The sequence below is a fragment of the Burkholderia sp. CpTa8-5 genome (assembly GCF_017815045.1).
Taxonomy (GTDB): domain Bacteria; phylum Pseudomonadota; class Gammaproteobacteria; order Burkholderiales; family Burkholderiaceae; genus Burkholderia; species Burkholderia sola.
The window spans coordinates 218415-240783 of the sequence record NZ_JAGIQD010000009.1 but is presented as its reverse complement, the minus strand read 5'-3'; the positions used below and the strand labels follow the sequence as shown (position 1 = coordinate 240783).

The following is a 22369-nucleotide window of genomic DNA, read 5'->3' as shown; positions in this document are numbered from 1 at the left end:
CGCGTTACTGGACGACGAACTCGGTGAACAGCACGTCGTCGACCTTCGCGCGCTGGTTGCCCGGCTGGGTCGGCTGCTCGATCAGCTCCCGCAGCTCCTTCGCGAGCGAACGTTTGCCGTCCGGCGTCGCGAGCTCCTCGGGATGCTTGTTCGACAGCGCGAGCAGGATCCGGCTGCGGATTTCCGGCATCCGCGCGGTCAGTTGCTCCTGCGCCTTCGGGTCGGTGAGCTTCAGCGACAGGCCGACGCGCAGGTAATGCTGCGCGCCGTCGTCGGACTGCAGGTTCACGGTCAGCGGGTCGAGCGCGAAGAACACCGGCGCGGCAAGCGGCGCCGGCTCGGCGGGCGCGCTCGGATGGCCGACGCCTGCCTTGCCCAGGAACACGTACATGCCGCCGGCGGCGGCGGCAGCCGCGCCCAGCGCGATGACGGCGATGAGCGCGATGCGCTTGAACTTGCCGGAGGAAGCCGGCTTGTCGGCGGTCGGGGTTGCAGTCGTGGCCATGTGAATGCGTGCGTGATGTCTCGTAGCATGCATTGTTCGGCATCCGGGCCGAGGCCGATGGGCGGAAAAGAGGGGGGAATTGCGGCTATCTCAGCCGATTGTCGGCCGGGCGTCGGCCGGATGTCGGCGCGATGCGGGGCAGGAACGGCGGGGGGAAACGATCGGGCGGGAGCGGGACGGCGTGCGGCCGACGGGAACCGGGCCGGCGGGCAAGGAGTGCGGCCGGCGGGCAGCGGTGCCCGCCCGCGCATCCATCGTCAGATCGGCAGCAGCGACAGCAGCGGCGCGATCAGCACCATCGCGACACCCGCGATCATCATCGTCAGGCTCGACACGACGCCTTCCTCGCTGCCGATCTCGCGCGCCTTCGCGGTGCCCACCCCGTGAGCGGCCGCGCCGAACAGCGCGCCGCGCGCGAGCCGCGTGCGCATCGGCACGAGCGCGAGCACCAGTTCGCCGAGCAGCATCCCGCAGATGCCGGTCGCGATCACGAACAGGGCCGTGAGGTCCTTCGGCGCGTGGATCTTGTCCGACACGGCGAGCGCGAACGGCGTCGACACCGAGCGCGTCATCAGCGAGCGTTGCAGCTCGGGCGACAGGTGCAGCAGCTTCGCGAGCAGCAGCGATCCGCACACGCCCGCGCCGATCCCGACCGCGACGCCGACCGACAGCGACAGCCAGTGGCGGCGGATCAGGTCGCGATAGTCGTAGATCGGCACCGCGAACGCGATCGTCGCCGGGCCGAGCAGCCACATCAGCCAGCGCGTGTCGCGGAAATAGACCGAATACGGGATGCCGGTCAGCAGCACGAGCAGCACCAGCACGCCCGGCACGAATACGAGCGGCGAGAACAGCAGCGTCTTCTTGTACGCATAGAGGCGCTTCGACGCGAAATACAGCACGATCGTCAGCACGAAGCAGCCGACGGAGATGGCGGTATTCACCCGGTCGGCGGGCAGGTTCGATAGCGCGGCGAGCATGGAAGGCTCCGGCTCAGTGCGCGATGGCGCTCAGGCGCGCGCGGCGGCGTTCGGCGAACACGCGCTGCACGGCGAGCCGGCGTTCGAGCTTCGCGGCGAGATCGACGGCGACGGCCACCGCGACCATCACGAACGCGGTGCCGGCGAGCATCACCAGCGCGATGCGCCAGCCGTCCTCGCGGAACAGCCCGCCGTACTGCACGGCCGCGACGGCGGCCGGCACGAAGAACAGCAGCATGTCGGACAGCAGCCAGTTCGCGCCGTCCTTCACCCACGCCGGTGCGACGCGGCCCGAGAACAGCAGCACGAGCAGCACCGCGAGGCCGATCACGCCGGACGGAATCGGCAGCCCAACCTTGCGCACGGCCCAGTCGACCGCCATCCACAACACGCCGAGCGCGGTGGCCTGCAGCACGATCCGGCCCGTGTGCGCGAGGCTGCCCGAAGCGGCGGGGCGGGCGGCGGCAGTGGCGGTCGGCTTGTTCATGGCGGGCTCCCTACAGATGTTTCTGTCAATGGAGCAAGTATAGGGTTTCCCCTAACCATAAATAAAATGACTTGTCTCTATCCTTGTCATTCCAATTCGGAATTCGCTTTGAATTCAGCTGCACCAATCTGGGGAGTGATCGATGGAATTGCGCGCGCTGCGGTACTTCGTCGAGGTGGTTCGCCAGCAGAGCTTCACCGCGGCGGCCGACAAGCTGTTCGTCACGCAGCCGACCATCAGCAAGATGGTGAAGGCGCTGGAAGACGAGATCGGTTCGCCGCTGCTGCTGCGCGACGGCCGGCAGATGGTGCTGACCGACGCCGGGCGGATCGTGTTCCAGCGCGGCCAGGACGTGCTCGCCGCGCAGGCGCAGCTGCAGTCGGAGCTGAACGATCTCGGCACGCTCGGACGCGGCGAGCTGACGATCGGCATCCCGCCGCTCGGCGGTTCGCTGTTCACGCCGATCATCGCCGCGTACAAGCAGCGCTACCCGAACATCGAGCTGAAGCTGTTCGAGCAGGGCGCGCGGATGATCGAGGCGGCGCTGATGTCGGGCGAGCTGGAACTCGGCGGGCTGCTGGAGCCGGTCGATCCCGGCACGTTCGAGCGACTGCCGATGGTGCGCGCGCCGCTGTGGCTCGTCGCGCCCCGCGAGTCGCGCTGGGAGGACCACGCGGCCGTGCCGCTCGCCGATCTCGCGCGGGAATCGTTCGTGTTCTATGCGGAAAGCCTCGCGCTGCACGACGCGGTGCTGGATGCGTGCCGGCAAGCCGGTTTCACGCCGTCGATCGTGAGCCGCAGCGGCCACTGGGATTTCATGGCCGCGCTCGTGCATGCGGGCGTCGGCATCGCGCTGCTGCCCGAGCCGTATTGCCGGCGGCTCGACGCGAGCCAGTTCACGTGCCGGCCGATCGTCGAGCCGGAAATCACGTGGGCGATCGCGCTCGGCTGGCTGAAGAAGGGCTACCTGTCGCACGCGGCGCGCGCGTGGCTCGACGTCGCGCGGGCGACGCTGCCGCTCGCGCCGGCCGACGATCTGGCGTTTGGGGGATTGCGGGCGAGGGAGTGAGGCAAGGACGAGACGTTCGGCACGCTGATTTCATTCAGTGCCGTCGAATCTGTTTCGAATCGTGTCGGCGTGCAACGCATCGAAATCCTCGGGGACCCGAATCTGCCCCTTCATGAATCCGACCCGCGATACCGGAGCAAGCGTCGGTGCCGAGGCAATCGGCACGACTTTGACCAGCGGCTTGCCGTCGTTCTCGATGACGAACAGTTCACCAGAACGAATTGCGTCATCGATCAAAAGCGACAGGTTCCTTGTCGCATCACGTAGGTCATAAGTCGGCATTTCACTGTTCCGCGAGTCCGGGTCGGCCAGCTTAGCTCTTTATCTATGTGGTGGACGCCGCATGGGCGGCGTGCCGGGAACCCGAACGCGCCCCTCAATGCCCCATCGCCGGCCCCGCGCCCTTCTTCGGCTTCGTGATCCACACGAGCGCCGCGAGCGCGATGAACATCACCGCCGACAGGTGGAAGAAGTCGTTGGTCGCCATCATGAAGCCCTGCTGCGTGACGAGCTGGTTCAGCTGCGCATTGGCCGTCTGCCCGACGATGCCGAGCTGTGCGAGCGCGCCCTGGTAGTCGGTCGTGTTCTGCGCGTAGACGCTCACCGATTCCGACAGCCGCGCATGATGGTAGATCGCGTCGTTCTCCCAGAACGTCGAGCTGGCCGCGGTGCCGATCGCGCCGGACAGCGTGCGCAGGAAGTTCGACAGCCCCGACGCGCTCGCGAGCCGCTCGTCGGAGATGCTCGACAGCGTGATCGTCGTCATCGGCACGAAGAAGCACGCGACGCCGATGCCCTGCACGAGCCGCGGCAGGATCACGTGGTTGAACGGCACGTCGAGCGTAAACGTCGCGTTCCACAGCGACACGCCCGCGAACACGATGAACGCGAAGCTCGCGACCATCCGCAGGTCGAGCCGGTGCATGTTGCGCCCGATCAACGGCGACAGCACGAGCGCGAGCAGCCCGACCGGCGCGGTCGCGAGGCCGGCCTTGCCGGCCGTGTAGCCCATCACCGTCTGCAGCCACAGCGGGAAGATCACGACCGAGCCGAAAAACGCCATGAAGCCGAACGAGATGATCAGCGCGCCGAGCGCGAAGTTGCGGTCCTTGAAGAGCGTGAGGTCGACCACCGGCTCCTTCTCGGTCGCCTCCCACACGAGCATGAACGCGAGCGACACGACCGCGATCAGCGCGAGCGCGACGATGAACGACGAGTTGAACCAGTCGCGGTCCTTGCCGAGGTCGAGCATCATCTGCAGGCACGACACGCCGATCACGAGCAGCGCGAGGCCGATCGCGTCGATCCGCTGCTTCGACGTCTTCGTCTCGCGGCCGCGCAGCAGGAAGTACGCGCAGGTCGCCGAGAACACGCCGATCGGCAGGTTGATGTAGAAGATCCACGGCCACGTGTAGTTGTCGCTGATCCAGCCGCCCAGCAACGGGCCGAAGATCGGCGCGACGATCACCGTCATCGCCCATAGCCCGAGCGCGAGCCCGCGTTTCGCGGGCGGGTAGCTGCGCATCAGGATCGTTTGCGACAGCGGCACCATCGGCCCCGACACGAGGCCCTGCAGCAGCCGGAACGCGATCAGCGTCTCGAAGTTGGTCGCGAGGCCGCACAGCGCGGACGCAATCGTGAACGCGAGCACCGACAGCGTGAACAGCCGCACCTCGCCGACCCGCCGCGCGAGCCAGCCGGTCAGCGGCACCGCGATCGCGGATGCGACCGAGTACGACGAAATCACCCACGTGCCTTCGCTCGTCGCGACGCCGAGGCTGCCCGAGATGGTCGGCACCGCGACGTTCGCGATCGACGTGTCGAGCACTTCCATGAAGGTGCCGAGCGCGAGCCCGACGGTCAGCAGCGCGAGCGCGCCGCCGGTCAGCGGCGCCGGTTCGGCGGCGGGGGCGGATGCCGTGGTGGCGGACATCGGGATCTCCTAGACGCGGCGCGCGCAACGCGCCGGCGCAACGCACGGGCGCGCGACGCAGCGCGGCCCGGCCGGGTGGAATGAAAAAGGGGAAAAGCGGAGCGCGTGCCTCGTCATCTTCTGCCCAGACAGAGAAATAAGCGACTGTTTAAACCTGGACATGGGGTCTCCGCACGCATCAGCAGTCAGGTTCGTCGGGCGTCGGGCAGCCGGTCGAACCGGGCCCGTTGGCGATGAAGCGTTGCAGCAGGCCGATGAGCGTCGCGAGTTCGTCGGCCGAGAAGCCTTCGAGCTGCGCGTTCAGCACGGTCGCGACCAGCGACGGCAGCGCGCGGGCGGCTTCGATGCCGCGCTCGGTCAGCGTCAGCTCGATCATCCGGCGGTCCTGCTCGCTGCGCGCACGCGCGATCAGCCCCTTGCGTTCGAGCCGATCGAGCATGCGCGTCATCGACCCGCTGTCGTACGACATCTTGCGCGACAGCTCGAACGGCGTACGCGCGTAGCCGCGCGACAGCAGCAGGATCACGCCGATCTGCTGCGCGGTGAGGTCGAGCGGCTCGAGCGCGCGATCCATCCGCTCGACGAGCGCCTGCTTCGCCTTCGACAGGTAATAGCCGAGGCTCGTTTCCAGCGCGATGTTCTCGGGATCGTAGAGGCCGCCGGTCATACGATTGCGCGCGCAGCAATAGTGCGTTTCGGGTTTGAACGCGCCCAGTATCTTGAAAAATGATTGCTTAGTCAATATTATTTGAGTCAACCAGTTACGACGTGCATGTTGCACTGCCGGAGACGATGTTCTGACCGATTGGCCCGCGCTGCCGGGCACCCCGAGGATGTTCGCGATGCTGTTCCTGAAAAATGCCGCCGGCGCGCTGCGCCGCAACCTGACCGATACCGCTCATCATGTGTTCTCCGGGCCGCACCGCGGCTGGAAGATCGCGCTGTACGTGACGATGCTGGTCGTGCCTGGCGGCTCGCTCGCGGCGCTCGGGTTCGCATGGTTCGATCATCGCCGGCAGCGCAACGCGAAGGGCGGCGCCCGCCGCACGAGCCAGCCGGCCGCAACCGAGCCGTCGACATGGCGGGCCGCCGCCGAGCCCGTCCCGGTGCCCGCGCGCTGCCACTGACGTCGCAGCGCTCTCACGCTCCACACCATCCCGCCTGATCGCCGGCCGCGTCACGCGTGACCGGCGTCGTATGCCCGGTCGCACGTCCGTTTTCCCGCAAGCGAGCCGTAATGGCCGGTAAACCGGCCGGCCGCGCCGGTAACACATCCGGGCCGCCGTGCACCGTACCCTTAGGGCTGCGCAGCTTTCCCGCCGTCAGTTACCATTTGTCCGCCAGCGGCACGACGACCGCATCGCGCGACGCCGCTCGCCGGCCGTCACGCCCAGACAGGAAAACCACCATGCCGTACGCCCCCCTCCCGCGCGCCGTTCGCCCGCTGAGCGCCGCCGTCGCCATTGCGACGGCCGTGCTGCTCGCCGGCTGCGCCGTCGGGCCCGACTATCACCGGCCCGACACGTCGATCCCCGCCGCCTTCAAGGAAGCGCCGGCCGGCTGGAAAGTCGCGCAGCCCGCCGATCGTGCCGACCGCGGCGCCTGGTGGACGGTCTACAACGATCGGCAGCTCGATGCGCTGATCGGCAAGCTCAACGCGTCGAACCAGACCATCGCGCAATCGGCGGCCGCCTACCGGCAGGCGCGCGCGCTCGTCACCGAGGCGCGCGCCGCGTATTTCCCGACCGTCGGGCTGACCGCATCGGGCTCGCGCGCGCGGTCGCCGCGCACGTCGCTGTCGTCGGGTTCGTCGTCGAATTTCGGCAGCGGGTCGACCGGGTCGATCAACAACAGCTACAGCGTCGGCCTCGACGCCAGTTGGGAACCCGACCTGTGGGGCAAGGTGAGCCGCACCGTCAGCGCGCAGCGCGCCGGCGAAGCGGCCGCCGCGGCCGATCTCGCGAACGCGCGGCTGTCGCAGCAGGCGCTGCTCGCGCAGACCTATTTCCAGTTGCGCACGTCCGATGCGCTGCAAAAGCTGCTCGACGACACCGTGAAGTCGTACGAACGCTCGCTGCAGCTCACGCAGAACCAGTACGCGCAGGGCGTCGCCGCGCGCGCGGACGTGATCCAGGCGCAGACGCAACTGCAGAGCGCGCAGGCCGCGCAGATCGACAACGGCGTCGCCCGCGCGCAGTACGAGCATGCGATCGCGACGCTGATCGGCGAGCCCGCGTCGACCTTCTCGCTGCCGCCGACCCCGCTCGCAGCCGAGCCGCCGATCACGCCGGTCGACGTGCCGTCCACGATCCTCGAGCGCCGGCCCGACGTCGCGGCGGCCGAGCGCCGCGCGGCGGCCGCGAACGAGCAGATCGGCGTCGCGATCGCCGCGTTCTTCCCCACGCTGACGCTGTCGGCCACCGGCGGCTTCCAGAGCTCGGTGTGGTCGCAACTGTTCACGCTGCCGGCGCGCTTCTGGACGGTCGGCCCGCAGCTCGCGGCCACGCTGTTCGACGCGGGGCTGCGCGCCGCGCAGACCGACGCCGCGCGCGCGACCTACGACCAGGACGTCGCCGCCTATCGCCTCGCGGTGCTGACCGCGTTTCAGGACGTCGAGGACAACCTTGCGTCGCAGCGGATCCTCGCGCAGGAAATCGACGTGCAGCGGCAGGCCGTCGACAGCGCCGAGCACGCGCTCGCGATCGTCACGAACCAGTACAAGGCGGGCACGGTCGCGTATCTGAACGTACTGAACGCGCAAACCACCGCGTTCACCGCGCAGCAGAAGCTCGCGACGATCGCCGGGCAGCGGATGGTGTCGTCGGTCGGGCTCGTGAAGGCGCTCGGCGGCGGCTGGGACGTGTCGGAACTGGCGCGCGAGAACGGCGACATGGCGGCGCCGGTGCCGGCGTCCGGTGCGGCCGCGCCCGCGGCTACCGCACCGTCGGTCGCTGCGCCGCTCGCGCAGAAGTAGGCAGGGAAGCGGGCTACGCGCGCAATCAGCGCTGCGCGTCGCCGAAGATCAGCGAAACCTGGTTGTTGCCGATCGGGTGGCCGAGCAGATTCAGCAGCCCGGCGAGGTTCGCCTGCTGCTCGGGCGCCGCATGCGCGGTCCCGCGAAACGATCCCTGGCCGGGGCCGAAGCTACCGTGCCCGTCGAGAAACAGCGGGCCCTGCGTCGTCGACAGGTCGAGATCGGCGCCCGCGCCCTTCGCCTGCAATACCGCGCGGTACGAACCGAGCGGCTTCACGCGCGACACGCGCGAACTCATCGAATCGATCGTCACCGTCAACTGGCCGAACGCGTTGTTGCCGATGAGCCGCCAGTCGCTCCAGCCGAGCCGCACGTCGCCCTGCAGGTCGAGCGTGTTGAACGGCGTGCCGAGCCCCGCGAGCAGCGACGCGGGCACCGCCATCGTGCCCGCCGACAGCACCGCGCCGCGCCACGTCGCATCGAGCGTGACCGCATCGGGCATCGCTTCCGTCTGCCGCAGGCGCATCTGCACGCGCCCGGTCAGCAGCGGCCAGAAGCGCGTGGTCCATTCGACCCGTCCCGGCAGCAGCGTCGCCGCGCTCTGGTCGGCGCCCGGCGCGAGCATCAGCGTGCCCGAGCCGTGCCACAGCGACCCGTCCGGATCGACGAGATTCACGTGACCGCCGGTCGCCCGCGCGAACTGCGGCGCGATCCACGCGGCCGGCGCGAGCGCGACGAGCGTCACCGCCGTCGCCACGCCGCCCGCCAGCACCCATGGCAACACGGCGACGAGCCGTCTCGCCCACGGCCGCATCGGCCGGCCTTCGTTTGCGTCATCCACTGCGGTCATCTATTTCTGGACGGAAGGCTGCATCACGGCCGTCAGGTCCACCTGGCCGTCTTCCTTCAGCGCCGTGGCATGCGCTTCGCCGACCTGCACCTTGAACTGCCGGCGCGCATCGTCGAGCCACTGGGTCCATGCCGGGAACGACACGTTCTTCATCTGGATCTGCACGCCGTTGCCGACGATCTGCACCTGCGCGCCCTGCAGCCCGTGATCGGACAGCGACGCGGTCAGCGCATCCTTCAGCGCGAGGCCGGTCGGCGCGACGCCCTGCGCGGCAGCCGACAGCGATTTCGCCTCGTTCGCCTGCGCGGTCATCTGCGCGAGTTCGTGACGCATCGTCGGCAGCGCGCGCTGGATTCGCGCACGGCCTTCCTGCGCGGGCGACCACAGCACCGAATACGCGATCGCGACGGCCAGCACGGCGCCGCCCCAGCCGAGCAGCATCTTCTCGCGCGGCGAGCGCTCGCCCCAGAACTGGGCCAGCGTCTGGTTCAGTTGTTCGGTTTTCATGAGCGGCTCCGGATCGTCCATTTGCCCGTGTTGCTGTCGACTTCGCCGGACAGTCCGTTACGCGCGAGGCGCTGCGTGAAATCGGGATCGACCTTGACTTCCGGCTTGAAGCCGACGTCGAGCCGCCGGTCGTGATAGTCGAGCGACGCGATGCCATTCAGCGGCAGCGCACCCATCGAGCGCGCCAGGCCGCTCGACAGCGCGAGGAAATCATTCGGCGACAGCTCGCCGGCAGCCAGCCGAAGCTGGTCGAGCTGGCGTTGCATCTGCGCGGGCGGGTCGAGCACGGTGGTCGTCTTCGGAAAGGCAGACAGCAGCGTCTCGGTGATCTGCGCGGACAGCGCATCGCGCTCGCGCGACAGCTTCCACCAGTGCACGTTCATCCCGATCACCGCGACGCCGAGCGTCGCCGCGGCGAGCGCGATCGGCACGCGCAGGCGCTTGAGCGTCGCGCGGTCGAAGCGCCACGGCTGCGATTCGAACTCGAATTGGCACAGATCGAATTTCTCGGTCAGCGCCCGGCGCGCGAACGTATCGAACGACAGCGGCGCGGCGCCCGGCAGCAGCGGCGCGTCCGTGCGGCCGACCGACGCGAGCCGCGGCTCCGCGCCCGGCTCACCGAGTTCGTACAGCTCGATGTCGCCGCCGCGCGCGAGCGCGGCCAGCGTGCCGGCGGCGCGCGACGCGGGCGCCGCGAAGCCTTCGCCGAGCGCACCGCGCGCGACCGCCAGCTCGAGGCGCGGCGCACCGGCCGCGGCCGGCAGCGCGCCGGCTTCGACGAGCACCGGCTCGACCGCCGTCGCGAGCCCGAGCACCGCGGCGACCGTCGCCGGGCGGGCAGCCGGCTCGGCGACGTCCGCGACGAGCGCGGCGGCGTCGGCGGGCTCGCCGTCGGCCGGCACGGCGGATGCGGCGTCGGCCGACGCGCGCGGCGCCGGCAGGCAGCGGGTCGCGGGGACCGCGCTCAGGTGCCGGTGGCCGGCCGCGGCAAACGCGTCGCAGATCGTGCGGAACCACGCGCGATCGACGACGGCCAGCACGCGGCGCCCGTCGGGCAGCGGGGCCGGATCGAGCGCGATATGGCAGCCGAGCGGATCCTGGATCAGCTGATCCTCGACGATGTTGGGCAGCGCCTGGCGCAGCTTCGGCCCCTTCAGCGGCGGCACGGTCGCGGCCAGCAGCAGCACGTCGCGCGCGGCGACGATCAGCACCGTCGCGTTCGCGCGCGGCAGCAGCGCGAGTGCGGCGCGGCCCGCGCGCTGCACGTGGCCGGCCTTGTCGACGAGCGTGAACGGCAGCTCGGGCCACTGCCATTCCTGCAACGGCACGGCAGGCTCGCGCGGCGGCAAAGAAACAATCAACGTGCTCACAAGAGCTCCTCTCCCGATTGGCGTCGTTATAGCTGGTCGCGGATGCGCACGACCCGCGTCGAGTGCGTGGTCGGATCACGATACACGAGCGAGGTGCGATCGACCTCCGCGCGTTCGTGCTGGATCCGGCCATGCACGATGAAATAGCTCGAATTGACGTCGACGAGGCTCGAGTCGATCGTCACGTTCGGCGGCGCGCCGGCGCCGCGCAGCGCGAGCTGCACGTCGCCGACGTTGCGGAAAAACACCGTCTCGCGGCGCGCCACGAGCGCCTGCGCGGACGACACGCTCATCCCCGGTATCAGCGCGGCGATCACTTCGGCCGGCGCGGTATTCATGTTCACGGGCGTCGTGGTCGGCAGCACGGTGACGAACGGGCGCAGCCGCGCGACCATCTCGGGCGTCACGCCGTCGACGTCGAGCAGGCTGTCGACGCGCGTCATCATCAGCGGCGCGGGCCCGCGGTCGCCGCCGGCCATCCCCGGATCGTCGGTGAAGCCGCTGCCCTGCATGTCGCCGCTCGTCACCGGTGCGGTCGCGGCGGTCGCGGCGGTCCCGCCGCCGCCGGGCAGGTTCGGCATCTGGAACCGCGTGGCCGAATGCAGCAGCCCCGCACGCACCTGCAGCGCGATGCGCTTCGCGAATGCGCTGTCGTAGCCGAGCGTCGTCAGCAGGCGCTGGAACGCCTGCATCTGCGTGACGTTCAGCTGCAGCACGCCGGGCGCCGGCGACGACACGAGGTTGCGCAGGTTGAACTTCGCCTGCGCATCCTCGATCGAGCCGGACAGATAGGTGTCTTCGGCGTCCGTGTCGTTGGGCGCGCCGATGCGGCCGAGGAAATCCGACAGCTTCGTCTTCGCGATCGGCACGCCCCAGATCCCGCCGAGATACGTGATGCCGGGCGCCGTATCGCCTTCGGAGCGCAGGATCATCCGCGTCCAGTCGAGCGCGCCGCGCGCGACCCACTGTGCCTGCGCGATTACCCGCTGGTTCTCGATGCGGCGAATCTGCACCTGCTGGCGCCACAGCATCCCCGACACGAGGATCGCCGACAGCGCGACCACGAGCAGCGCGGTGATGATCGCGGCGCCGCGCTGGCGGCGGGCCCGGATTCGACGGGAAGGGCGCGCACGCATCGTCATTCCCCGACGAGGAAGATGCGCGTGACCGGCACGCGCAGCGACGTCGCGCCGATGCTGACCTGCAGCCCGGTCACCGCGCGCGCCGGCGGCGCGTTGCCGATCTGCGGCACCTTCAGCGCGTCGTTGTTCTGTGCGAGCGCTTCGTCGGCCGTCTGCAGGTTGGTGGTCCAGCCCACGCGCGGCACGTACAGCTTCGCGTCGATCGCGCCGACGCCGCCCATCAGCGCGACCCAGCTCCAGCCTTCGACGCTGCTGTCCTTCAGCACGGTGCGCAGCCGGTTCGTGTCGTCGATCGGCGGCGATGCATAGCGCACGACGCGCCCGCCGGCGATCCGGTAGCGGACCACCTGCAGCCGCGGCGCGACGCCCGGCACGTCGAGTTCGCGCACGATCTGCAGCGTATTGCCGGCGACGCCGATCGCCGGCTGGCCGGCCTCGTCGTCGGTCGCGGCGAGCCGCGCGTCGATGCGCATCTGGTCGAACATCTGCGCGAACACGCGCTCGTCTTCCATCGCGGCCGCGACCTTGTCGCGACCGCGCATGATCTGGTCGAGCCCGCGCCATGCGAGGATCGCGACCACCGCGAGAATCGCGATCGCGATCATCAGTTCGATCAGCGTGAAGCCGCGGGCGAGGCGGGCGGCACGTGTGGACGGGCGTCGCATCGGCGCGTCAGAGCGGACGGCTGGTTTCATTCGCGACCACCGTCACCATCTGCGCGAGCACGCCGGCACGGCCGGGCGTGCTCACCGAAATCCGTACGCGCCGGAACACCGGGTTCGGCGTGGTGCTCACGCGCTGCGTGCAGACGAGCTGCACGTTGCCTTGCGAGCAATCGAAGCTCTGCTCCCCGACTTCCGGCCACGCATGCGTGAGCCGCAGCTGCGCAAGCGCGTTGTCGGCGCTCCAGCCGGCGAGCAGCCGGCGATGCAGGTCGGACGCGTTGCTCGCCATCGTGCCGACCGCGCGGATCGACGCGGCGAGCGCGACCGCGATGATCGCGAGCGCGACCAGCACCTCGATCATCGTGAAGCCGCGGGCGGAGGAAACGGGGAAGGGCAGGCGACGACGCATCGTCATTGCACCTCGTAGCGACCGTTGCCGGTGCCGACGATCGTCGCGCTGCCGGCGGCCGAATGCAGCGTCACGCGCACCGGCGTGTCGATGCTCTCGGTGCCGAACACGACGCGGTTCGCGCGCGTGTCCGACCCCGGGTAATCGATGTCCGCGCCGGTGACGCCGCCGTCCCAGTCGCGCGGGCGCAGCACGTCGTCGCGCAACGTGCGCCAGCCGTCGGGCGAGCTCACGTCGAACTGGAAACCGTGCGCGGTTGGCTGCCACGCGATCGGCCGCGCGCGCACCTGCGCTTCGTCGCCGGCCGTCTCGAACAGCAGCGCGATCCGCTGCGCTTCCTCGCGCAGGTCGGTGCGCGGATTGCGCGTCAACGACAGCGACGCGAGCGACACGAGCAACCCCGCGATCACGAGCACGACCAGCATTTCGAGCAGCGTGAAGCCGCGCCCGCGACGGCGCGCCGCGCGGGGCTTCATCAAGCCGCCATCGGCACCTGCCGGTACGGACGGCACCGCACCGCGACGCACGCGGCAATCGCGGCCGCAGCGGGAGGTCGTGCGAATGGCGAGCATGAAGAACGGAATGAAACGTCGGGCCGATCAGCGCCGGCTTACTGCCACGAGCCGATGTCGGAGTCGTTGCTTTCGCCGCCTTCCTTGCCGTCGGCGCCGTAGCTGAACACGTCGATCTCGCCGTGCACGCCCGGGTTCAGGTACTTGTACCCGTTGCCCCACGGATCGTTCGGCAGGCGCTCGAGATAGCCGCCGTCCTTCCAGTTGTTCGGGATCGGATCGTTGGTCGGCTTCTGGATCAGCGCGTTCAGGCCCTGCTCCTGGGTCGGATAGCGGCCGTTGTCCAGGCGGTACAGCTTGAGCGCCTGCATGATCGTGCCGATGTCCTGCTTCGCGGCGATGCGGCGCGCCTCGTCGGGGCGGCTCATGATCTTCGGCACGATCAGCGCCGCCAGGATCCCGAGGATCGCGACCACCACCATGATCTCGATCAGCGTGAAACCGCGCTGACGACGCACGGCCGCGTTGCGGCGAGTGATCCACGTTTGCATGACTGACTACCTCTTTCCAAAAAATGTCGTCGATTGAGTGACGCACCCGGCGCACCGGACGATTGCCTGACAGCAACCTTCCGGACCGGCGGGCGCGGAGCACGCATTGTAAGGCGCGCATCGCCGAGGGCTTTCACCCAACGCAAATTTCATATACATCCGTACAATAGCGCGCATGAACGCGCTCTCGATCCGGATCCTTTCCCTCGCCCTCTTCGCGGGTTTGTGCGCGACGGCCACCTACTGGGTCGTCACGCTGTCGGCCCGCGAAGCGCCGCTGCCCGCCGCCGCCGCGCGGCTGCCGATCCGCACCGAGGACGCCGCGGCGCTCTTCGGCGGCCAGCTCGACAAGAATCCCGTCCAGGACATCCACCTGTTCGGCATTCTCGCGCTCGATCATGGCGGCGCCGCGATCGTCGGCGTCGGCGGCGAACCGCCGCGCGCCGTGTCGCTCGGCGCGGAGGTCACGTCCGGCGCGAAGCTCGCCGAAGTCCGGCCGCGCTCGATCATCGTCGACCGCAACGGCGCCCGCGCCGAAATCCAGCTCCCGGCGAACACGCCGTCCCCCGCGATCTACATGCGCTGAACGGTAGCGGCCCATCCGTCGGAATCGGGCCGCACCGTCACTGCACCATGTTGTTCAGCTCGATGATCGGCAGCATCACGGCCAGCACGATCACGAGCACGATGCCGCCCATCGCGAGGATCAGCAGCGGCTCCAGCAGGCTCGTCAGGAACATCGTGCGGCGCTCGAGTTCGCGCGCTTCGCCTTCGGCCGCGCGATCCAGCATCGTCGTCACGTCGCCCGTCGCCTCGCCCGAACGAATCAGGTGCACGAGCACCGGCGGAAACGTCTTCACGTTGTTCAGCGCGCGCGACAGCGCGGAGCCTTCGCGCACGCGCACGATCGCATCGTCGATGTTCGCGCGCATCGCGCGGTTCGACAGCGTCTCGCCGGCCGCCTGCAGCGCGCGCAGGATCGGCACGCCGGCCGCGGTGAGAATCCCGAGCGTGCTCGCGAAGCGCACCGTGTTGTAGCCGCGCACGAGCTTGCCGGCGAGCGGCGCGGTCAGCACCCAGCGATCGAACGCGAGCCTGGGCCCGGCGCGCGACAGCGTCGCCTTCACGAACCACACGACGAGCGCGACCGCGATCAGGATCGCCCACCACCAGTGCCGCACGAATTCCGACAGCGCCATCATCACGACCGTGAGGATCGGCAACTGCTGCTTCGTGCTGGCGAACACGTTGACGACCTGCGGCACGACGTAGCTCAGCAGGAACGTGACGATGCCGAACGCGATCAGCGTGACGATGCCCGGATACGTGAACGCCAGCAGGATCTTCTGCTTCAGCGCATTGCTTTGCTCGATGTAGTCGGCGAGGCGCGACAGCACGATGCCGAGCTTGCCGGTGTGCTCGCCCGCGGCAACGAGTGCGCGGTAGATTTCCGGAAAATCGCGCGGATGCTGGCCCAGCGCATTCGCGAGCGAATGGCCGCCGAGCACTTCCGCGCGGATCGCGGCCATCAGTTCGCGGATGTAGTCGCGTTCGGCCTGCTCGGTCAGCACGCCGAGCGCCTCGTCGAGCGGCAGCCCCGCGATCAGCAGGCTCGCAAGCTGGCGCGTGAGGATCGCCTGTTCGCGCTGCGACAGCTTGCGGCCGAACGCGAGCCGCTGCGAACGCGCGCCGCGCGTCGCGCTGGCGGCCGGCTCGACGACGAGCGGCGTCAGCCCCTGCGTGCGCAGCTGGCCGCGCGCGGCTCGCGCGCTGTCGGCATCGATCACGCCTTTCTGCGCGCGCCCCGCCGAATCGATTGCTTCGAAACGGAATGCCGGCATCGCGCTATGCGCCTCCCGTCACGCGCAGCACTTCCTCGAGCGACGTTGCGCCGGACGCGAGCCAGCGCTCCGCGTCGTCGCGCAATGTGCGCATCCCTTCCGCGCGGCCGGCGGCCAGGATCTCGGCATCGGCCGCGTTGCGGTGGATCAGCGTGCGGATCGACTCGTCGACGAGCAGCAGTTCGTACACGCCGCGCCGGCCCGCATAGCCCGAATGCCCGCACTTGTCGCAGCCGACCGGATGCCACACGGTGCGGCCGTCCTCGTGCCGCTCTTCCTTGCAGACGGGGCAGAGCTGGCGCACGAGGCGCTGCGCGAGCACGCCGAGCAGCGACGACGCGAGCAGGTACGGCTCGACACCCATGTCGGTCAGACGGGTGACGGCGGACGCCGCATCGTTCGTGTGCAGCGTCGCGAGCACGAGGTGGCCCGTCAGCGACGCCTGCACCGCGATCTGCGCGGTTTCGAGGTCGCGGATTTCGCCGATCATGATCACGTCCGGGTCCTGGCGCAGGATCGAGCGCAGCGCGCGGGCGAAGGTCATCCCGATCCGCTCGTTCACCTGCGTCTGGCCGATGCCGGACAGGTCGTATTCGATCGGATCCTCGACGGTCATGATATTGGTCGTCGCGGTTTCGAGCCGCGACATCGACGCGTACAGCGTGGTCGTCTTGCCGGAACCGGTCGGGCCGGTGACGAGCACGATGCCGTGCGGACGGGCGATCAGCTTGTCGAACTGGACGAGCGTGTCGCGACCCATCCCGAGCGCTTCGAGGTTCAGCCGCTGCGCGTCCTTTTCCAGGAGACGCAGCACCGCGCGCTCGCCATGCCCGGTCGGCAGCGTCGACACCCGCACGTCGACCGGCCGGCCGCCGACGCGCAGCGTGATGCGGCCGTCCTGCGGCAGCCGTTTCTCGGCGATGTCGAGCTGCGCCATGATCTTGATCCGCGAGATCAGCGCGCCGTGCAGCGCCTTCTTCGGGCGCACGACGTCGCGCAGCGTGCCGTCGACGCGAAAGCGCACGACCGACGCATTCTCGAACGGCTCGATGTGGATGTCCGACGCCTGTTCGCGCGCCGCTTGCGTGAGCAGCGCGTTGATCATCCGGATGATCGGCGCGTCGTCTTCCGATTCGAGCAGATCCTCGACTTCGGGGATGTCCTGCATCAGCCGCGACAGGTCGACTTCGCCTTCGACCTCGCCGACCACCTGCGCGGCGCTGCCGTCCTGGCGTGCGTAGGCCTGGTTGATCGCCTGCGCGAGCTCGTCGGCCGGCACGCGATGCACGGAAATCGAACCGAAGTTGCGCGCGATTTCCGCGAGCGCGGCGTCGCTCGTGCGTTCGCTGATCCACACCTCGAGCGTGTCGTCGAGCTGATGCGCGATCAGCACCTGGCCGCTCTTCGCGAAACCGTACGGCAGCAGGCGCGCGGCGAGCGGCGACGGCGGCTGGCGCTCGCCCGGCGCGCCGTCGTGGGCGGATGACGCGAGCACGTCGCTCACTGCGACGCTCCCGGCGCGGTGGTCAGCGGCTGTTGCGGCACCGCCTGCTGCGGCACGCTCTGCGGCTGCGCGGGCGTTGCTTCCGGCAGCGGCTGGGCCGGTACCGGCGCGACCTGGCGCTGCAACTGCTGGCGGCGCATCTTGTCGAGATCGAACAGGTTGCCGGCCGGCGTGCCGCCCTGGCTCGGACCCAGCGGCATCGGCGGGACGACCGGGTCGTCCTTGTCGCGGATCACGTTGTTGTCCGACTTGTAGGCGCCCGTCACGCCCTGGATGTAGTCGTAGCGGTTCGCGGTGACTTCCTGCGCGGTGCTGCGATCGGAAATGATCACCGGACGCAGGAACACCATCAGGTTGGTTTTCGCGCGCTGCTTCGATTCCGAACGGAACAGCTGGCCGATCCACGGGATGTCGCCGAGCAGCGGCACCTTGCTGTTCGACACCTGGTAGTTGTCCTGCATCAGGCCGCCGAGCACGATGATCTCGCCGTTGTCGGCCAGGATCGTCGACTGGATCGAGCGTTTCGTGAAGGTCGGGCCGGTCTGCGCGTTCGTGGTCCCGCTGACGACCGCCGAATCCTCCGTGTAGAGCTGCAGCTTCAGGATCCCGCCGTCGGTGATCTGCGGCTTCACGTGCAGCGTCAGGCCGACGTCGCGGCGATCGTAGGTATTGAACGCATTGCTCGTCGTGCCGCTCGTCAGGTTCGAGTATGAACCGGTCGCGATCGGCACGTTCTGGCCGACGACGATCTTCGCTTCCTCGTTGTCGAGCGTGATCAGGTTCGGCGTCGACAGCACGTTCGCGTCGCTCACGCCCGAGAAATACTGCAGCAACGCGCCGAGCCCCTGCACGCCGAACATGTTATGCAGCCAGCCGATGTTGAGGCCCTGGGACAACTGCCCGAGATTGGACGCCAGCCCGCCGCCGGTGACCCCGCCGGCCGCGTTGGTCAAGCCGCCCGCCGTCAGGTTGATGATGCTGTTGCCGAGCCCCAGCCCGGGGTTCAGGTTCGTGCCGCCGAGAAACTGGCCGCTCGCGACCTGCCACTGGATGCCCAGGTTGCCCTGCGTCGTCGAGTTCAGCTCGACGATCAGCGCTTCGATATAGACCTGCGCGCGCCGCGCGTCGAGCTGGTCGATCACCGAGCGCAGGTTCCGGTAAACCGGATCGGACGCGGTGATGATCAGCGAGTTGGTCGCCGAGTCGGCCTGGATCATCCCGCCCGGCTGGTTGTCGTCACCGCTCTTGTCCTTGTCGCCGCCGAGCAGGCCGCCCGTACCGAGGCCACCGCCGGACGAGCCGCCGCCATACCCGGACGAGGACGACGAACCGCCGAGGCCGCCCGACGGCAGCGGCGGGGTGCCCGACGTGCCGGTCGAGAAGTTGCCGCTCGCCGACGAACCGCCGTTCTGGTTGAAGCTGTTCGCATCGTTGGACGACGCCGACGCGCCGCTGTCATTGCCGCCGCCCTTGCCGAGCATCCCGCGCAGCGTCTTCGCGAGCTTCACCGCATCGGCGTTGCGCAGCGGCACGACGTGCATGTTGCCGGGCACCGCGCTCGGCGCGTCGAGCTGCAGCGCGAGGCGTTTCGCGGCCGCGAGGCGCGAGCCGTTCGATGCGCGCAGCAGCAGCGAGTTGGTGCGCGGGTCGGCCGTGACCGACACCTTCAACGTCGCGTCGCTGTTGCCGATCGCACCCGGGTCGAGCATCTTCTGCATCTGCGCGGCGAGGTCGATCGCGTTCGCGTTGCGCAGCGTCACGACCTGCACCTGCGCACCCGCGGCGCTGTCGATACCGGAGATGATCTGCGCGATGCGGCGCACGTTGTCCGCATAGTCGGTCACGACGATCGTGTTGTTCGCCGGGTAGGCCGTCACCGTGTTGTTCGGCGAGATCAGCGGCCGCAGCACGGGCAGCAGGTTGTTCGCCGATTCGTTGTGCAGCTCGAACACCTGCGTGATCACCTGGTCGCCGCGCGCCTGCGGCGCATTGCCGACGTAGGTCGGCACGCCCTGCAGCTTCGCGTCGGCTTCCGGCACGACCTTCAGCACGCCGTGATCCTGCACGAGCGCGAAGCCCTGCATGCGCAGCGCGGACTGCAGCGTCTTCAACGCCTGGTCTTCCGGCACCGGCCGTTCGGCGACGAGATTGAGCTGCCCCTTCACGCGGGGGTCGACGATGATGGTCTTGCCGGTCGCGGCGCCGATCGCTTTCGCGACCTGGTCGATGTCCGCATTCACGAAGTTGAGCGTGACCTGAGCGTAGGCAGCCTGCGAGACGATGATGCCGGCCACGAGCAGGGTCGTGGCGATACGCCGCATAACGAAGCGATTTCTTGTCATGGATGAATGGGTCGATGCCGGCTCAGGCCACTTCCGGCGGTAGTGCTGGGATCCAAGTCCGAAAGAGGCGACATTAGCAGTTTTTCATGTCCGAAATATCACATTGATCCGAAGACTGTCTCACATACGACATGTGTCCGGCGAATCGTATGCGATATGTAAGGATCGGCGTCACCCTCCGCATGCCGGCCGTCGCCCCGATTTCGAGATGAATCGACACGGAAATGCGGTATAACCGGGCTGCCGTATTCCTGCCTGTCGCAATTGGACGGTCTGCCGGTATGATACGGGCGACGCGTTTCTCGTCGCATTAATAACAGGCACGGGTTTTCCCGAGCTTCGCGCAATTCCTTTCCGTTTCCGCACGATGAACAGACGGTTCGCTTCGATCGCGTTGATCGCCGCCAGCGCGTGGTTCGCCAGCGGCAACGCACGCGCGGATTGTTTCGACGAAGCGGCCAAATATCAGCAGGTCAATCCGCTGATCCTGCGCGCGATCGCATGGCAGGAATCGCGCAACCGGCCCGGTGCGCTGAACAAGAATACGAACGGCTCGGTCGACTACGGCCTGATGCAGATCAATTCGATCCACCTGCCCACGCTGTCGCGCTACGGGATCGGCCGCGACACGCTGATGGAGCCGTGCAAGAACGTGTACATCGCCGCGTGGCATCTCAAACAGAAGATGAACCGCTACGGCAACACGTGGCAGGCGGTCGGCGCCTATCATTCGGAAACGCCGTCGCTGCGCGACAAGTACGCGCGGCAGATCGCCGGCATCCTGACGCAATGGAAGCTGCTGCCGTCCGCGCAGACTGCCCAGGCCGCGCAGCCCGCTCAATGATTCGGCGCCGCGTCGCCGGTTGACGCAGGGCCGGCCGCGCGCGTTTGATGCACAATGCGGGCTGACGCCGCCGTTTCGCCCGCGTGCGGGCCGATCGCGCCCCGGCAGGGCGCCGCGGCCGCTTTTTCATCTTTTCCGTTGGTGCATATCATCATGAATCCGGCAATGAAACAGCCGTTGCCCGTCACCGTGCTGTCCGGTTTCCTCGGCGCCGGCAAGACCACGCTGCTCAACCACGTGCTCGCGAACCGCGCGGGCCTGAAAGTCGCGGTGATCGTCAACGATCTCGCGGCGGTCAACATCGACGCGTCGCTCGTGCGCGACGCGCAGGCGCTGTCGCACGTCGAGGAACGCCTCGTCGAGATGTCGAACGGCTGCATCTGCTGCACGCTGCGCGACGATCTGCTCGTCGAAATCCGCAACCTCGCGTCCGAAGGCCGCTTCGACGCGATCATGATCGAATCGACCGGTATCGCGGAGCCGATGCCGATCGCCGAAACGTTCACGTTCGTCGACGACGACGGCGCGTCGCTGTCGTCGATCGCGCGGCTCGACACGCTCGTCACCGTGGTCGACGCGTACAACTTCCTGCGCGACTACGGCTCCGACGATGCGCTCGCGACGCGCGGCATCGCCGCGTCGGAAGACGACGACCGCACGCTCGTCGAGCTGCTGATCGAGCAGATCGAATTCTGCGACGTGCTGGTGATCAACAAGGCCGATCTGGTCGGCGCGGACGATCTCGCACGCCTGCAGCACATCCTCGCGCGTCTCAATCCGCGCGCGCATCAGGTCGTATCGACGTTCGGCAACGTGCCGCTCGACGAAGTGCTGAACACCGGCCGCTTCGATTTCGACGAAGCCGCGAACGCACCGGGCTGGCTCGCATCGCTCGACCACGATCACACGCATTGCGACGACCCCGACTGCCATGACGACCATCATGCGCACGTGCACGGCGAAGCCGACGAATTCGGGATCGGCAATTTCGTTTACCGCGCGCGCCGGCCGTTTCACCCGGCACGGCTGTGGGCGCTGCTGCATCAGGAGTGGCCGGGCGTGCTGCGCAGCAAGGGTTTCTTCTGGCTCGCGACGCGCAACGACATCGCGGGCTCGCTGTCGCAGGCGGGCGGCGTATGCCGGCACGGGCCGGCGGGTTTGTGGTGGGCGGCGCAGGATCGCGCGGAATGGCCCGACGACGACGAGCTGCTCGCTGAAATCCGCACCGAATGGCTCGGCGATCTCGACGATCGCACGGTCGGAGATCGCCGGCAGGAACTCGTGCTGATCGGCATCGCGCTCGACGCCGATGCGTGGCGCACGAAACTCGACGCGTGTCTGCTGACGGATGCGGAGTTCGCACTCGGCGCGGCGGGATGGGCCGCGTTCGACGATCCGTTCCCGGCGTGGGACGTCGATTCGCACGACGACGACGATCACGGCGACACGCAGATCGTGCACGCGTGATCGCGTGGTAACGGCTTGTAAAAACAACCGTTAACTTTTGCAAGGGCGGCGCGAACTGTGGCGAAAATGCCGCGCGCGCCCAACAAAAAACCCGCCGAGAGGCGGGTTTTTTCTGGAACAGGCGCGGGTTTAACGCTTGTTGACGGCATCCTTGAACGCCTTGCCAGCCGTGAACTTGACCGTCTTGGCTGCCGGGATCTTGATGGTTTCGCCCGTCTTCGGGTTGCGGCCCGTACGTGCTGCGCGCTTGCCCGAACCGAAGCTGCCGAAGCCGATCAGCTGAACCGCATCACCCTTCGACACGGCCTTCTTGATGACTTCGAGCAGCGTGTCCAGCGTTTCGCCGGTTTGAGCCTTGCTGGCGCCCGTTTGGGCGGCGACGGCGTCGATCAGTTCCTGTTTGTTCATTAAGGTTCC

General features: G+C 68.4%; 24 protein-coding genes. 6 read left to right on the top strand and 18 right to left on the bottom strand.

The features are described 5' to 3' along the window. Positions 1–4: 4 nt before the first annotated feature. The 3 genes from fliL to J8I35_RS16705 all read right to left on the bottom strand — a co-directional run bounded on the left by fliL (position 5) and on the right by J8I35_RS16705 (position 1972). Positions 5–505 (bottom strand): flagellar basal body-associated protein FliL, encoded by a 501-nt coding sequence (fliL, locus tag J8I35_RS16715; RefSeq protein WP_179233119.1) that lies wholly within the window; start codon positions 503–505, stop codon positions 5–7. 257 nt (positions 506–762) lie between these two features. After that, entirely contained in the window at positions 763–1485 is a 723-nt protein-coding gene (locus J8I35_RS16710; protein WP_050015748.1) for an LrgB family protein, read from the bottom strand. A 13-nt stretch (positions 1486–1498) separates the two neighbouring features. Continuing rightward, on the bottom strand, positions 1499–1972 hold the full coding sequence (locus J8I35_RS16705; protein WP_050015750.1) for a CidA/LrgA family protein: 474 nt from the start codon (positions 1970–1972) through the stop codon (positions 1499–1501). Positions 1973–2114: 142 nt separating this feature from the next. On the opposite strand from J8I35_RS16705, the gene J8I35_RS16700 reads away from it, so the two are divergent. After that, the gene (locus tag J8I35_RS16700) at positions 2115–3041 is read left to right on the top strand and encodes a LysR family transcriptional regulator (protein ID WP_089488012.1); all 927 of its coding nucleotides are present in this window, start codon (positions 2115–2117) and stop codon (positions 3039–3041) included. Positions 3042–3071: 30 nt separating this feature from the next. On the opposite strand, the gene J8I35_RS16695 is transcribed toward J8I35_RS16700, so the two are convergent. The 3 genes from J8I35_RS16695 to J8I35_RS16685 all read right to left on the bottom strand — a co-directional run bounded on the left by J8I35_RS16695 (position 3072) and on the right by J8I35_RS16685 (position 5641). Then, entirely contained in the window at positions 3072–3323 is a 252-nt protein-coding gene (locus J8I35_RS16695; protein WP_209926227.1) for a prevent-host-death protein, read from the bottom strand. A 94-nt stretch (positions 3324–3417) separates the two neighbouring features. Beyond that, positions 3418–4974, bottom strand: a complete 1557-nt coding sequence (locus tag J8I35_RS16690; RefSeq protein WP_050015755.1) for a DHA2 family efflux MFS transporter permease subunit — start codon at positions 4972–4974, stop codon at positions 3418–3420. 178 nt (positions 4975–5152) lie between these two features. Further along, complete coding sequence (locus tag J8I35_RS16685; RefSeq protein ID WP_050015756.1) at positions 5153–5641, bottom strand: MarR family transcriptional regulator; 489 nt, start codon at positions 5639–5641, stop codon at positions 5153–5155. 175 nt (positions 5642–5816) lie between these two features. Here J8I35_RS16685 and J8I35_RS16680 point away from each other — a divergent pair, with 175 nt between their 5' ends. Continuing rightward, positions 5817–6101 carry a multidrug ABC transporter ATPase gene (locus tag J8I35_RS16680; protein ID WP_089488069.1) on the top strand — a complete coding sequence of 95 codons (285 nt, stop codon included), beginning with the start codon at positions 5817–5819 and terminating at the stop codon, positions 6099–6101. Between the two features lie 281 nt (positions 6102–6382). Continuing rightward, positions 6383–7948: an efflux transporter outer membrane subunit gene (locus tag J8I35_RS16675; RefSeq protein ID WP_124594467.1), complete on the top strand. Its 1566-nt coding sequence runs from the start codon at positions 6383–6385 to the stop codon at positions 7946–7948. A gap of 25 nt (positions 7949–7973) precedes the next feature. Here the strand turns inward: J8I35_RS16675 and J8I35_RS16670 are convergent, their stop codons facing one another. Genes J8I35_RS16670 through gspG form a run of 8 tightly spaced genes read right to left on the bottom strand, consistent with a single transcriptional unit; the run spans position 7974 to position 13954 of the window. After that, a complete protein-coding gene (locus J8I35_RS16670; protein ID WP_050015762.1) occupies positions 7974–8762 on the bottom strand; it encodes a type II secretion system protein N in 789 nt (262 codons plus the stop codon). A 36-nt stretch (positions 8763–8798) separates the two neighbouring features. Further along, positions 8799–9305 (bottom strand): type II secretion system protein M, encoded by a 507-nt coding sequence (locus tag J8I35_RS16665; protein WP_050015768.1) that lies wholly within the window; start codon positions 9303–9305, stop codon positions 8799–8801. Continuing rightward, on the bottom strand, positions 9302–10675 hold the full coding sequence (gene gspL, locus J8I35_RS16660) for a type II secretion system protein GspL (RefSeq protein ID WP_209926226.1): 1374 nt from the start codon (positions 10673–10675) through the stop codon (positions 9302–9304). The genes J8I35_RS16665 and gspL overlap by 4 nt, the downstream gene beginning before the upstream one ends. A 26-nt stretch (positions 10676–10701) precedes the next feature. Further along, the gene (gspK, locus tag J8I35_RS16655; protein WP_050016009.1) at positions 10702–11811 is read right to left on the bottom strand and encodes a type II secretion system minor pseudopilin GspK; all 1110 of its coding nucleotides are present in this window, start codon (positions 11809–11811) and stop codon (positions 10702–10704) included. 2 nt (positions 11812–11813) lie between these two features. After that, positions 11814–12512 carry a prepilin-type N-terminal cleavage/methylation domain-containing protein gene (locus J8I35_RS16650; RefSeq protein WP_209926224.1) on the bottom strand — a complete coding sequence of 233 codons (699 nt, stop codon included), beginning with the start codon at positions 12510–12512 and terminating at the stop codon, positions 11814–11816. Beyond that, on the bottom strand, positions 12490–12891 hold the full coding sequence (gspI, locus tag J8I35_RS16645; protein ID WP_060733874.1) for a type II secretion system minor pseudopilin GspI: 402 nt from the start codon (positions 12889–12891) through the stop codon (positions 12490–12492). Before gspI ends, J8I35_RS16650 begins: the two co-directional genes overlap by 23 nt. Positions 12892–12893: 2 nt before the next feature. After that, positions 12894–13463 (bottom strand): GspH/FimT family pseudopilin, encoded by a 570-nt coding sequence (locus J8I35_RS16640; protein ID WP_124594462.1) that lies wholly within the window; start codon positions 13461–13463, stop codon positions 12894–12896. 38 nt (positions 13464–13501) lie between these two features. Further along, the gene (gene gspG, locus J8I35_RS16635) at positions 13502–13954 is read right to left on the bottom strand and encodes a type II secretion system major pseudopilin GspG (protein WP_012492990.1); all 453 of its coding nucleotides are present in this window, start codon (positions 13952–13954) and stop codon (positions 13502–13504) included. Positions 13955–14129: 175 nt separating this feature from the next. Here gspG and J8I35_RS16630 point away from each other — a divergent pair, with 175 nt between their 5' ends. Next, a complete protein-coding gene (locus tag J8I35_RS16630; protein WP_006477247.1) occupies positions 14130–14540 on the top strand; it encodes a type II secretion system protein N in 411 nt (136 codons plus the stop codon). Between the two features lie 37 nt (positions 14541–14577). Here J8I35_RS16630 and gspF read toward each other — a convergent pair whose 3' ends face one another. Genes gspF through gspD form a run of 3 tightly spaced genes read right to left on the bottom strand, consistent with a single transcriptional unit; the run spans position 14578 to position 19641 of the window. Then, positions 14578–15795, bottom strand: coding sequence for a type II secretion system inner membrane protein GspF (gspF, locus tag J8I35_RS16625; RefSeq protein WP_050015775.1), 1218 nt, complete (start codon positions 15793–15795; stop codon positions 14578–14580). Positions 15796–15799: 4 nt separating this feature from the next. Then, complete coding sequence (gene gspE / locus J8I35_RS16620) at positions 15800–17299, bottom strand: type II secretion system ATPase GspE (protein WP_050015776.1); 1500 nt, start codon at positions 17297–17299, stop codon at positions 15800–15802. Continuing rightward, on the bottom strand, positions 17296–19641 hold the full coding sequence (gene gspD, locus J8I35_RS16615; RefSeq protein WP_050015777.1) for a type II secretion system secretin GspD: 2346 nt from the start codon (positions 19639–19641) through the stop codon (positions 17296–17298). Before gspD ends, gspE begins: the two co-directional genes overlap by 4 nt. A gap of 367 nt (positions 19642–20008) precedes the next feature. Between gspD and J8I35_RS16610 the strand changes: the two genes are divergently transcribed. Both J8I35_RS16610 and J8I35_RS16605 read left to right on the top strand, forming a co-directional pair. Further along, positions 20009–20485, top strand: a complete 477-nt coding sequence (locus tag J8I35_RS16610) for a lytic transglycosylase domain-containing protein (RefSeq protein ID WP_209926222.1) — start codon at positions 20009–20011, stop codon at positions 20483–20485. Positions 20486–20638: 153 nt separating this feature from the next. Further along, positions 20639–21952, top strand: coding sequence for a GTP-binding protein (locus J8I35_RS16605; protein ID WP_050016011.1), 1314 nt, complete (start codon positions 20639–20641; stop codon positions 21950–21952). Between the two features lie 129 nt (positions 21953–22081). Here J8I35_RS16605 and J8I35_RS16600 read toward each other — a convergent pair whose 3' ends face one another. Further along, on the bottom strand, positions 22082–22360 hold the full coding sequence (locus J8I35_RS16600) for an HU family DNA-binding protein (RefSeq protein ID WP_006401505.1): 279 nt from the start codon (positions 22358–22360) through the stop codon (positions 22082–22084). Positions 22361–22369: the final 9 nt, after the last annotated feature.